We start from the raw sequence: 11,335 nt of genomic DNA, 5'->3' as shown, positions 1-11,335 counted from the left end.
CGTGTTATTTGTTGAGATCGATGCGCTGGCCGTTGACCATCACGCCGTCGTCGGTCATCAGGATCACGGAGCCCTTGTGCTCGAGGCGAATGCCTTCGGGCGCGAGCGAGATCGAGCTGTCCTGCACCTTCAGCAGGATGCCGCGCTCGGCCACGTAGACCTGCGTGCCGCCGCCCCCGTCCTTGGCAGGCGTCGTCACCTCGACGGTGGTCGCGGTCGTACTGCGCTTCTCGGCGATCGTCTCGGTCAGGTTGCCCTGCGGAATCTGCTTTTCTTCGCTCCCCGTCGCCACCAGGACGGTACGCATCGGCCCGAGCACCTTGTGCGTCTCGTTGTTCTCGACGACGGTGTTCATGTCCTTCTGCGCGTGCATGAAGAATTCCTGCATGCCGTTCGTGTCGGTCATGCGGATCTCGTTCGACCCCTGCCCCTTGTGCGTCTGACTCTTGATCCCCATCGTCTGGCCGGCAGCCCCGTGGTACGGGTTGCCCTGCTCGCCGTTGAACACGCGGCCCACGATCACGGGGTTGTCCGGATCGCCCTGATTGAACGCGACGAGCACTTCCTGCTTGATCCGCGGAATGGCAGCCGCGCCCCAACCGTCACCCGCCCACGGCTGCGACACGCGCACCCACATCGAGTCGGAGCCGTCCTTCTTGCCGCGCCGGTCCCACGGAAAGTGCACCTTCACGGCACTCCCGTTGGTGTAGATTTCCTCGCCCTTGGGGCCGACGACGATCGCCGACTGCGTGCCGTGAATCACCGGTTTCGGCGTGGCGCGCGGCGCACGATACGGAATCTTCTTCGGCAGCAACGCGAAGCTGTTGCGGTACGGCAGTTTCGCGCTGTGCTGCGTGTAGTCGTTCACCGCCTCGTGACGCACGTGCAGGATCACGTATTCCTGGTTGTTCTCGAGGACCGGGTGATTCGCCACGTTGACGGCGCCGGCGGTAGTCATGCGCCACGCGTAGCCGCCGCCGGTATAGCGATGGGCCTGCGCCTCCTCGGCCTCCATCGCAAAACGCGCGTAGCGGTTGCCGTCGTCGCCGTGGTCGTACAGCGACTGGTGCTCGAACCGCTCGGTCGAGTCGAGCCGCGCATGCTTGAGGTTCTGCGGGCCGGCTTCCACCAGCATCAGCGGTGACGACGGGTTCTGATGATTGAAATCGCGGAACGTGACCTTCCCCACGCCGAAGCGCCGGCCTTCGTGCAACTGGTCGATGCCGCTGTCCTCGCTCGCCTCGGTGGCGGCGAACGGCACAGTTGCCAGCCCGTCGATCGGGCGGAACAGCAAATTCGTGTCGCCGATCACGAGCACGTGCTTGTCCTTCTCGTAGCGGTGCGTCCACACCAGCCCCTCCTGCTCCATCAACCGCGCGCAGAAGTTGTAGTAGGACTCCTGGTACATCACCACGTATTCGAGCGGCTTCTGGCTCGTCCGGATGTCGAACACGAAATCGGAAAATCCGTGCTCCTGGAAAATCTCGGTAAGGATGTCCTGCGCGGTCTTGTTCTGGAAAATCCGGCAGTCGGTGGAGCGCGTCAGGAACCAGAACCACGGCACGGCCGTCAGGTGGTACTGCGTGACATTGCCGGGATTGCCGGCGCGGTCGAACGACGCGACGTAGCCGTCGAAATAACGGTCGTTGTCGCCGGCATTCGATGCAACGACGCGTTCGAGCGTCGACAAGCGCGCCTGCTGATCGAACCGGATCTTGACCTGCTGGCCGATCAGGTCGTCGGGGCGCAGGTCGTGGCGGTGCGACAGCAGGTCGAGGTGGATTTCCGGCAACCGGTTCACGTATTCGTCGACCACGGCGGCGCTGACCAGCAGCACATCCGGGCCGAGCGGCGTGTCGAGCGTGACGTAGCGATTGAGCTGGGTCAGGCGCGCGGGGTTGGCGGCGCCGTTGATCGCTTCGGCTACCGCGCCGGGCGTCTTGTCCATCAGCGAGAAGCCGGTTTGCGCGAGTTGCAGCGCACGCTGGACGGTGTCGACATGCCCGGCCAGGCCCGCGAGCGGGCCGACGCTTCCGGCAACACTCGAGGCGACCGGGCCTGCCAGGCCGCCGAGCGCGCTCAAGGAGCCGAGCGCGCCGCCGCCCAAACCATTGGGAATACCCCCGTTCGGAGCGAAACTCATTCTTGTTCCTTGCGTGTGATCTCAGGTTCCGTGGGCCGACTGGCCGGCCCGAAGCCCCGTTAATGTAGGACAAATTCCGACCGCGCGAAAGGCACCCGCAAACGTTTACGTTCGCGCCCCGAAAATCGAAAAAAACAGGCCGGCGGCTGGACGCCGGGGCAGGGTTGGCCACGGCGTAGCGGCGCGGCCGGTTTGCGCTGAAAACAGCACAATCTGCACGAAACTTGTTACAGGAACGTAGGGGGCGAAGCATCTCTCGAGCACGTGCGCGGGTCCGCCGAGACTGAAGCCGGCGAAACACTGTTCATCGACCACCCATAGCACTTCGAGCCCCTGCACGAACGCCGACGCAGGCTTGCCGGGCATCCAGCGCCGAACGCTCACGGCCGACAACGAGACGAGCGCATCGAAGCGCCGCCCGGCGTCGACCGAGGATTCCGCCCAGCGGGCGCAGAGCCGCGTCAGTTGGATCAGTCCCGGTCCGACACTACGGAACAGGTCCGCATCGGAAGTCTGACGAACCGTGTCGACACTGACAACCGACCGCAGCGTGACATCCCGGTATCGGCATTTTCAGCGACGGGGTGAGCGGCTCGCTTGTCGGCGGACGACGCCCCCCCTCACCGCGGCGAAACCACGATCGCCGCCCGCCGATTCTGCGCCCGCCCGGCCGGCGTCTGGTTATCCCCTACCGGATCGCTTTTCCCTTTCCCGGCGATCACAATGCGCTTCGGATCCAGCCCGACATCGACAAGCTCGATCGCCACGACCTCGGCCCGCCGTCTCGACAGTTCGAGGTCGTAATCAACCGCCCCTTCCTGATCCGAGTACCCATAGACCCGTACCCCGTTAATCCCCGCCGACCTGAGCGTCCGCCCGATCCTTTCCACGATCCGCCGCACGTCGGGCTTGAGGTTATACCGATCGAAGTCGAACAAAATCGGCCCGGTCGAACCGAACTCGAACCCTGCTCCGGTTTCCTGGAAACCGGCCGACTTGAGCACCGTGACCTGCGTCTGCGTCAGGCCGCGGTGAAGCGGCGGCGCCTTGCAGCCCGCGAGCAGCATGCACAGCAGCAGCGTGCTGCCGATGCCTATCCGCCCCATGCTCACAGGAAACGCGTTTTTCATCATCGACCCCTTCGAGGGCGCCCGCATTGCGTGCGCATTTTTTCATTGAACCGCCGCGGCCTCGCCCGCAGCGGGAATCGACAAACATCAGGCCGACCCGACCACCCCTTCAGCCAACTGCCACGACCCCGGCCGCGCACGCTTGGCGCGGTACATCGCGGCATCCGCCGCACGCAGCAGGCCGCCTGCGTCCGACGCGTGATCGGGATACAGCGCAACGCCGGCACTCATCATGGTGGCCACCATGCGGCCGTCGGACAGCTCGATCGACGGCGCCATGCCGGAAAGAATCTCGTCGGCGACACGACACACGCTACCCGCTTCGCGCACCGCCGGCAGCATCACCGCGAATTCGTCGCCGCCCAGGCGCGCGACCAGATCGGTCTCGCGCACCTGCTTGCGCAGCCGCGCCGCGACGCCGATCAGCACCGCATCGCCGGCGTCGTGGCCGTGACAGTCGTTGATCTCCTTGAAGCGGTCGCAGTCGAGATACAGGATGGCGACGCGCTGGCCCGTCACCCCGGCTTCGCGAAGCGCCAGCGCGAGGCGCGACTCGAACTGCATTCGGTTGGGCAGGCCCGTGAGCGCATCGTGCGTCGCCTTGTGTTCGAGCGACGCGTTCTCGTCACGCAGCGTGTTCTGCCAGCCTTCGAATTCGTCGAGCAACGCATTGAAATCGTCGCCGAGCTGGTTCAGTTCGGCGATCGCAACGGGCTCGACCCGCTGCGCGAACGCACGCTCGCGCCGCACGGCGTGTGCCACGCTGGCCAGCGCGCGCAACGGCGAAACGATGTTGCGCAACAAGCGCTTCGAGCTGACGTACGCGCCGAGCACGCTGACCGCCAGGCAACCGAGAATGCCGCCAACGCCGCCGAGCAGGAAACCGAAGAACTGATGCCCGCGGCCGCGCACGACGACGTGGCCGACGACGATGCCGTCATGCATCACCGGAACCGTCACGGGCCCGGGCAACGCAAGGTCGGCGACGCCGCGCTCGAGCCGGGCGATCCCGTTTCCGGCGGGCAGTTGCCACGTCGCGAACGGCTGGCCCTTGCTGTCCGTGACCACCACCTGCGCGACGTCCTCGTCGCCGGCGATCAACCCGATCGCCTCGCTCGCCGCGTCGCGGTCGCCAAACACGAGCGCCGCCTCGACCGTATAACCGAGCGAGCGCGCCAGCAGGTTCAGGTTGTTGCCGGCATACGCACGCAATGCGATCACGGCGACGACGATCAACGATACGGCGGCCATCGTGACGGCAACGAACGCAAGGCGCAGGTGCGCGCGACGCAACACGCTTTGCAGCGTCGGGCGCGCTACCCGCGAAGGGGAAAAGTGAGGCGCAAACCGTGTCATGGCGCCCCCTGCCGTCGCGCGAGATTGAGTACGTTCGGATGCACGCGCACACCGCTGCGCGCCACGGCGTCGAGATTGATGTCGAACGACACGCGTTCGCCGTCGACATTGAGGCAGAACATGCTGCCTGCGGTGCAGGACGGATCGTGTTCCGCGATCGTCAGGACCGGATGGCCGGCCACCGCGGCTCTCACCCGCGTTCTCTCGTCGTTGCCCAGGGCGCCGAGATAGACGACGTCGCAGGCGATGCCGAGCGACGGATCGTCGAAGCGAACGCGCTGCACGTCAAGTAGCGTCGAGCCTGCCTGCAGCGTATCGGTCAGGCCGCGCGCGTAGTCGGGCCGGCCCGTCACGCACAAATGCAGGCGCACGGGCGTCGTCGGCCAGCGCGTGAAGCTGATGATGCCCAGCACGACCTGACGCACGGCGGAGTCATGTGACAAAACGGCGGAATCGGGAGGATCGGCAGGGCTCGCGGCGGCGACGACACGCACGGTGTCGGCCGCATCCTCCGCGTCTGCCTGCGCCCCGGCGAGTACCGCCGGGGCCGCACCCAATGCGCAAACGATTGCCAACAGCGCGTGGCGCAGCCAGGCGGTACGGCCGGATCGTACCGTCTTCCGCGCGGCGATGAGCGCCGCACCCGTCGGCATCGTTGCAGTCGCAAGACTACCCGCCGCCGCGCACACTTTCGCATCCATGATGGCAACATCCGCTGGCGTTGCTCCGGCGCTGCCTCCTGCCTCCCTCCGTGCGCGAGCAGGCACCGTATCACGCGCACGATTGCTTCATCTTAGGTAAAAATTCGCATGACCAACCAGTGGGAAACACCCGCGAGAACGGTCTGAAAGTATGCGGAATCGGTCCTCGCGTCAGCGGGTGTCGATGCAGCCTCGACGCCGGTGGATTGATCAGCGGATTGGACGGGTGCGCACGTCAAACTTCATACGTTCTTCAGCGGCGCGCGGGATCGCTTTCCAGTGCGCGCCGCTTGCGCACGAGCATGAGCACGACGGCCGCGCTCACGAAACACACGCACGCGACGACGGTCACGACCATCACGAACACGACGACAGCGTGTCGTCGGTCGGTATCGAAGTCGATGCGGACGTCGATCTCGACGCGCTCGAAACGTGGCTCGGCGAACTGCGCCGCGCCGACACCGCGAAACTGTTCCGGATGAAGAGCATTCTCTTCGTGCAGCGCTACGTGCCGCAGGACGCGCACGGCGTGATCGAACTGCGCACCACACAAGCGTGGGGGTGCGAGCCGCGCTCGGCGCGCCGGTGTTCGCAATCGTGCCGGTGCTGACGATGGTCGTCGTGATGATCGTGCAGATGGTCGAGTAGCTGGCGGCCGGGATCGCGGCCGACGACACGGTGTCGACCGCCGTGTGGAACACGCCGAGGATGGCGGGCGTCGATACACGCGTGCTGGCACAGTAGGGAGCGCTGTTCTCGATGAGTTGATGCGCGCTGTGCCCACCGCGGGTATGCTTGTGCTTCGAACGCTCTCCAACTCCAACACGCGGCGGCACGGCGAACACAAAACCGATGCTCCGCCAACCGTCATTCACCACCCTCGATGGATTTCGACGTCATCGTTCTCGGCGCAGGCATCGTCGGCGTCTCCGTAGCCCTCCACCTGCAGGATCGCGGGCGCAAGGTCGCCCTCGTCGATCGCGGCGCGCCCGGCGAAGGCACGAGCTTCGGCAACGCGGGGCTGATCGAGCGCTCGTCGGTCGAACCGTATCCGTTCCCGCGCAGCCCGTTCACGCTGATGCGCTATGCACTGAACCGCTCGACCGATCTCTACTGGCACAGCGCGTCGCTACCGGCGTTCGCGCCATGGCTTGCACGTTTCTGGTGGGAATCGGCGCCGCTGCGCCACGCGGCGGCGTCGCGCGACATGCTGCCGCTGATCGAGCGCTGCATCGTCGAGCACGACGCGCTGATCGCGCGGGCCGGCGCCGGCGAGCTCGTCCGCGCGAACGGCTGGCTGGAAGCGTTCCGTACGCCGGCCGCATTCGAACGCGGCGTGGCAGAGGCCGGACTCACCGCCCGCCGCCACGGGCTCGGCATCACGCCGCTCGATGCGGCCGCGCTGGCCGCGCACGAACCGAGCCTCGCCCCCGGCTTCTGTGGCGCGCTGCACTGGCTCGACCCGAAAAGCGTCGTCGACCCGTCCGCGCTCGTCAAAGCGTATGCACACCTGTTCGTGCAAGGCGGCGGCACGCTGCTGGCGGGCGACGCCGCGAGCCTCGACGCACTGTCGCCGGGCTGGCAGGTCAGGACGCAGGACGGCATGGCCGCCGCACCGGCCGTGGTCGTCGCGCTCGGGCCGTGGTCCGACACGGTGTTCGGCAAGTTCGGCTACACGATCCCGCTGCGCGAGAAGCGCGGCTATCACATGCACTACGCGCCGTCCGCGCGCGGCGTGCCGTCGGCGCCGATCGTCGATCGCGAATACGGTTACGTGATCGCACCGATGAAGCGCGGGCTGCGGCTGACGACCGGCGTCGAGATCGCGCGGCGCGGCGTGCCGCCGACCGGCGTGCAGCTCGAACGCGCGGAACGCGTCGCGCGCCCCGTGTTCGGTTTCGGCGAACGGCTCGATCCGCAACCGTGGCTCGGCTTCCGGCCGTGCACGCCCGACATGCGCCCGGTGATCGGCCCCGCGCCCGCGCATCGCGGGCTGTGGTTCGCGTTCGGGCACAACCATCACGGGCTGACGCTCGGCCCCGTCACGGGCCGCCTGCTGGCCGAGATGATGACGGGCGAAGCACCGTTCACCGATCCGGCGCCGTATCGGGTGGATCGTTTCTGACCAGGTCGTGCATCACGGCGCGCTCAATCGAGCGCGCGCCCGAAGATGCGGATCACTTCGTCGAGATGCTCGGCCATCGCGCGGCGCGCGGCGTCCGGATCGCGTGCGCGGATCGCATCGAGGATCGCGCGGTGCTCCAGTTCCGAGCGGTGCGGCATGTCGTCCGGCATGTACAGCGATTGCAGCCGCTGGAACATCAGGTCGTACTTGTGCGCGAGCAACTGCTTGATCATCAGCGCATACGCGGCGTTGTCGCTCGCCTCCGCGATGCGGATATGAAACAGCCGGTCGCCCGGGTGCGTGAGCGAACCGCTGCGGTTGTCTTCCTGGTTGCGCAGGAACGCCTCGTGGATCCCTTCGATCTGCTCGTCCGAGCCGTGCCTCGCGGCCAGCGACGCCGCTTCCGGCTCGATCAGCCGGCGCGCCTGCAGCAGCGCGAACGGCGGGATTTCAGTATCGAGATCGAGTGCGATGCCGAGTTCGGGATCGATCTCGACGATCGTGAACGGCGCGGCTTTCGTATCGGGTTCGGGTGCCGCTGTGGCTTCAGGATGACGCACCTTCACGCCGTCGCCGACGCGCACGCTCACGAGCCCGCTCACTTCGAGCGCGATCAGCGCCTCGCGCACCGACGTGCGCGACACGCCGAACTGTTCGGCGAGTTCGCGCTCGGGCGGCAGATAGCTGCCCGGCGGAAAATCGCCGGACGCGATCATCGCACTGAGCTTGTCGGCGATCTGCTGGTAGAGGCGGCGGTTCTGAATCGGCTGGATGGACATACGTTGATGCAGGTGATCGGTTTCGTTCCGGACGGTCTGACGAATCGAACAGACCGTTCGCGCCTATTCTATATGCCGCGCTTCGCCGCACCCGGCACCGCATAGCAACGCGCGGCGGTGCCGCCCCACAGCGCGTTGCGCTCGGCCGCCGACAGCCGCGATTCGGCCCAGCGCTCGACGATCGACGCGACTTCGTCATACGACGCGGCCAGCAGGCACACGGGCCAGTCCGACCCGAACATGAGCCGCTGCGGGCCGAACGCGTCGAGCGCCGCGTCGAGACACTGCTCGATATGCCGGACGTCCTTCCCGCGCAGGCCGCGCTTCCAGTCGGCTTCGGTCACGAGCCCCGACAATTTGCACGCGACATGCGGCAGCGCGCCCAGCTCGCGCAACGCGGCGCGCCAGCGCGCGAGCGCGGTGTCGTCGTGCTCGAAGTCGGCGAGCGCGGGCTTGCCGACGTGATCGAGCACGAGCCAGTGCGCGTCGTGCCGCGCGCAGAACGCATGCACGTCCGGCAACTGGCGCTCGAACACGAGCACGTCGTACACGTAGCCGTTCGCCTGCAGCCACGCGACGCCGCGATTGAAGCCAGGCTCCGCGACGAACGCGCCGGCATCGGCTTCGTCCTGCACCTGGTGACGGAAGCCGCGCAGCTTCGGGCTGTGCCATTCGGCGACACGCTCGGCAAGCTCCGGCGCGGCGAGATCCTCCCAGCCGACCACCGCCGCGATGCGCGCATCGTCGCGCGCGAGATCGAGCAGGAACGCCGTCTCGTCGCGCCCGGCGCGCGCCTGCACCGCGATCGACGCGCCGATCGCCTGCGCATGCATCAGCGGCCAAAGCGCATCGGGCAGGTAGTCGCGCGCGAGCACCTCCATCCCGGCGCCGATCCACGGGTAGTCGGCGGCGCGATAGCGCCAGAAGTGCTGATGGGAATCGATACGCACTGCGCCCATGATGCCCTCGTGTTCGGTCGGCGCGGCGGCGGCGGCGCGGGCCACCGCCGCTCGAAGCAACGCTCAGTCGTACAACACCGCCGCGATCTTCGGATCGTCGATATTGGTCTTGTCGTACCAATAGAAACCGGTATCGATGACCTTCGGCAGCTTCTCGCCCTTGATCGCCTTCACGGCCGCCTCGACCGTCTTGTAGCCGATTCCGATCGGGTTCTGCGTGATTGCGCCGGCCATCAGCCCGCTGCGGATCGCGTCCTTCTGCTGCTTGCCGGAATCGTACCCGACAATCACGACCTTGCGCTTCATCTCGCGCACGCCGTTGACCACGCCGATCGCCGAGCCTTCGTTGGTGCCGAACAGCCCCTTGAGCTTCGGATACGCCTGCAGGATCGACTTCGTCACCTCGGTCGACTTCAGCTGGTCGCCTTCGCCGTACTGAACGGTCACGACCTGCACCTTCGGATGCGCCGACTTCATTCGTTCGAGAAAGCCGTCGCGACGGTCGATGCCGGTGCGGCTCGTCTGGTCGTGCGCGACCACGGCCACCTCGCCTTCGTCGCCGATCAGCGCGGCAAGCTTGTCGGCCGCGAGCGACGCCGCGGCCTTGTTGTTGGTCGCGGCCGTCGTCACCGGGATGTCGCTGTCCACGCCCGAGTCGAACGCGATCACCGGGATCTTCTCGGCCTGCGCCTTCTTCAGCAGCGGCAGCGCGGCCTTGCTGTCGAGCGCAGCGAAACCGAGCGCGGCCGGCTTCTTCGCGATCGCGGCCGACAGCATGTCGATCTGCTTGTCGACCATCGCTTCGGTTTCGGGGCCTTCGAACGTCACCTTCACCTTGTAGTCCTTCGCGGCCTGCATCGCGCCCGCTTTCACGGCCTGCCAGAACTGATGCTGGAAGCCCTTCGAGATCAGCGGGATATAGGTTTCCTGCGCCTGCGCGCCGGCCGTGACGCCGACGGCGAACGTCAGCCCGACGATCGCGCTCAACACCTTGCTCCTGATCACTTCGCGTCTCCTTTTTTCGTATCGACTGGAACGACTGGGACGCCGGCCGGAACCGGCGATGAAGCACATGCCTGCTTGAACGCGTACGTCAGCGGCGCCGCCGGCGCAGGATATCGACGTAGACGGCGAGGATGATGATCACGCCCGTCACAACCGTCTGCCATTCCTGCGCGACCGACATGATGCGCAGGCCGTTCGTCAGCACGCTCATGATGAACGCGCCGATGATCGTGCCGACGATGCTGCCCGCGCCGCCCGACAGCGACGTGCCGCCGATCACGACGGCCGCGATCGCATCGAGCTCGTAGCCCTGCCCGAGCGCGGGCTGCGCGGAATTGAGCCGCGATGCGATCAGCAGCCCGGCGATCCCGCACACCGCGCCGCTGAACGTGTAGACCGCGATCTTCCACGCATCGACGTTCACGCCCGACAGCCGCAGCGCCTCCTCGTTGCTGCCGAGCGCGAACGTATAGCGGCCGAAGATCGTGCGGTTCAGCACGATCGACGCGCCGATCGCGACGAGGAACAGGATCAGCACCGCGTTCGGAATCGGCAGCGCCGGGATCAGGTTGCCGATCAGCGAATCCTGCGCGATCGACGTGAAGCCCGGCGTGTCGTTGAAGTAGATCGGCCGCGTGCCCGAGATCACGAGCGACAACCCCTTGAGCAGCATCATCATGCCGAGCGTCGCGATGAACGGCGGCACCTTCATCTTCGCGATCACGAAGCCCGACACGCAGCCCGACAGCGCGCCGAAGAACAGCGCGGCCAGGATCCCGAGCGGCAGCGGCATGCCCCAGTTCGTCAGCACGACGCCCGCCATCACCGCGCAGAACGTCATCAGCGTGCCGACCGACAGGTCGATGCCCGACGTGATGATCACGTAGGTACAGGCGACCGCCAGCACGCCGTTCACCGCGGTGGCCTGCAGGATCGCGACGAGGTTGTCGACTTCGAGGAAGTTCGGCGATGCGATGCTGAAGAACACGATCAGCAGCACGAGGCTCGCGAACGCGAGCAGCTTCTGGCGCGCGGCCGGGTTGAAGAAGCGGGCTCGGAAGCCGGGTGCGCCGGCCGGCGTGTCGCCGGAGGCGAGAGGCGGAACGGGATGCGTATCGTTGGACATGATCGTAGGGG

The 11,335-nt window shown here is 66.7% G+C and carries 10 protein-coding genes and 1 pseudogene; 2 read left to right on the top strand and 9 right to left on the bottom strand.

The window, feature by feature from the left end:
• Positions 1–4: 4 nt before the first annotated feature.
• The 5 genes from tssI to HWX39_RS31975 form a co-directional block, all read right to left on the bottom strand.
• Positions 5–2,143 (bottom strand): type VI secretion system tip protein TssI/VgrG, encoded by a 2,139-nt coding sequence (gene tssI / locus HWX39_RS31995; RefSeq protein ID WP_175971603.1) that lies wholly within the window; start codon positions 2,141–2,143, stop codon positions 5–7.
• A 105-nt stretch (positions 2,144–2,248) separates the two neighbouring features.
• Positions 2,249–2,608 (bottom strand): type VI secretion system baseplate subunit TssF, encoded by a 360-nt coding sequence (locus HWX39_RS31990; protein WP_244135134.1) that lies wholly within the window; start codon positions 2,606–2,608, stop codon positions 2,249–2,251.
• A gap of 155 nt (positions 2,609–2,763) precedes the next feature.
• Positions 2,764–3,273 (bottom strand): OmpA family protein, encoded by a 510-nt coding sequence (locus HWX39_RS31985; protein ID WP_175971622.1) that lies wholly within the window; start codon positions 3,271–3,273, stop codon positions 2,764–2,766.
• 87 nt (positions 3,274–3,360) lie between these two features.
• Positions 3,361–4,629: a diguanylate cyclase gene (locus HWX39_RS31980; RefSeq protein WP_175971602.1), complete on the bottom strand. Its 1,269-nt coding sequence runs from the start codon at positions 4,627–4,629 to the stop codon at positions 3,361–3,363.
• Positions 4,626–5,330 carry a YfiR family protein gene (locus tag HWX39_RS31975; protein WP_175971621.1) on the bottom strand — a complete coding sequence of 235 codons (705 nt, stop codon included), beginning with the start codon at positions 5,328–5,330 and terminating at the stop codon, positions 4,626–4,628. Before HWX39_RS31975 ends, HWX39_RS31980 begins: the two co-directional genes overlap by 4 nt.
• Positions 5,331–5,673: 343 nt before the next feature.
• Here HWX39_RS31975 and HWX39_RS36490 point away from each other — a divergent pair.
• Both HWX39_RS36490 and HWX39_RS31965 read left to right on the top strand, forming a co-directional pair.
• Positions 5,674–5,913 (top strand): annotated as a pseudogene (locus tag HWX39_RS36490) (GTP-binding protein); the annotation flags it as partial.
• A 300-nt stretch (positions 5,914–6,213) separates the two neighbouring features.
• Entirely contained in the window at positions 6,214–7,455 is a 1,242-nt protein-coding gene (locus tag HWX39_RS31965) for an FAD-binding oxidoreductase (protein WP_175971600.1), read from the top strand.
• A 23-nt stretch (positions 7,456–7,478) separates the two neighbouring features.
• On the opposite strand, the gene HWX39_RS31960 is transcribed toward HWX39_RS31965, so the two are convergent.
• The 4 genes from HWX39_RS31960 to HWX39_RS31945 all read right to left on the bottom strand — a co-directional run bounded on the left by HWX39_RS31960 (position 7,479) and on the right by HWX39_RS31945 (position 11,324).
• Entirely contained in the window at positions 7,479–8,234 is a 756-nt protein-coding gene (locus HWX39_RS31960) for a FadR/GntR family transcriptional regulator (RefSeq protein WP_175971599.1), read from the bottom strand.
• A gap of 68 nt (positions 8,235–8,302) precedes the next feature.
• Positions 8,303–9,193, bottom strand: coding sequence for an amidohydrolase family protein (locus HWX39_RS31955; RefSeq protein ID WP_175971598.1), 891 nt, complete (start codon positions 9,191–9,193; stop codon positions 8,303–8,305).
• A gap of 63 nt (positions 9,194–9,256) precedes the next feature.
• The gene (locus tag HWX39_RS31950; RefSeq protein ID WP_175971597.1) at positions 9,257–10,198 is read right to left on the bottom strand and encodes an ABC transporter substrate-binding protein; all 942 of its coding nucleotides are present in this window, start codon (positions 10,196–10,198) and stop codon (positions 9,257–9,259) included.
• 88 nt (positions 10,199–10,286) lie between these two features.
• Positions 10,287–11,324: an ABC transporter permease gene (locus HWX39_RS31945; protein WP_175971596.1), complete on the bottom strand. Its 1,038-nt coding sequence runs from the start codon at positions 11,322–11,324 to the stop codon at positions 10,287–10,289.
• Positions 11,325–11,335: the final 11 nt, after the last annotated feature.

Origin of the sequence: Burkholderia sp. BCC0322 (assembly GCF_902833045.1) — a bacterium.
Lineage (GTDB): Bacteria > Pseudomonadota > Gammaproteobacteria > Burkholderiales > Burkholderiaceae > Burkholderia.
This window is presented reverse-complemented; position numbering and strand designations above follow the sequence as displayed.

What these genes read in the sequence shown, in the direction of transcription:
- tssI (WP_175971603.1), bottom strand. Translation starts at nt 2,143, where the DNA reads ATGAGTTTCGCTCCGAACGGGGGTATTCCCAATGGTTTGGGCGGCGGC.
- HWX39_RS31985 (WP_175971622.1), bottom strand. Translation starts at nt 3,273, where the DNA reads ATGAAAAACGCGTTTCCTGTGAGCATGGGGCGGATAGGCATCGGCAGC.
- HWX39_RS31980 (WP_175971602.1), bottom strand. Translation starts at nt 4,629, where the DNA reads ATGACACGGTTTGCGCCTCACTTTTCCCCTTCGCGGGTAGCGCGCCCG.
- HWX39_RS31975 (WP_175971621.1), bottom strand. Translation starts at nt 5,330, where the DNA reads ATGGATGCGAAAGTGTGCGCGGCGGCGGGTAGTCTTGCGACTGCAACG.
- HWX39_RS31965 (WP_175971600.1), top strand. Translation starts at nt 6,214, where the DNA reads ATGGATTTCGACGTCATCGTTCTCGGCGCAGGCATCGTCGGCGTCTCC.
- HWX39_RS31960 (WP_175971599.1), bottom strand. Translation starts at nt 8,234, where the DNA reads ATGTCCATCCAGCCGATTCAGAACCGCCGCCTCTACCAGCAGATCGCC.
- HWX39_RS31955 (WP_175971598.1), bottom strand. Translation starts at nt 9,193, where the DNA reads ATGGGCGCAGTGCGTATCGATTCCCATCAGCACTTCTGGCGCTATCGC.
- HWX39_RS31945 (WP_175971596.1), bottom strand. Translation starts at nt 11,324, where the DNA reads ATGTCCAACGATACGCATCCCGTTCCGCCTCTCGCCTCCGGCGACACG.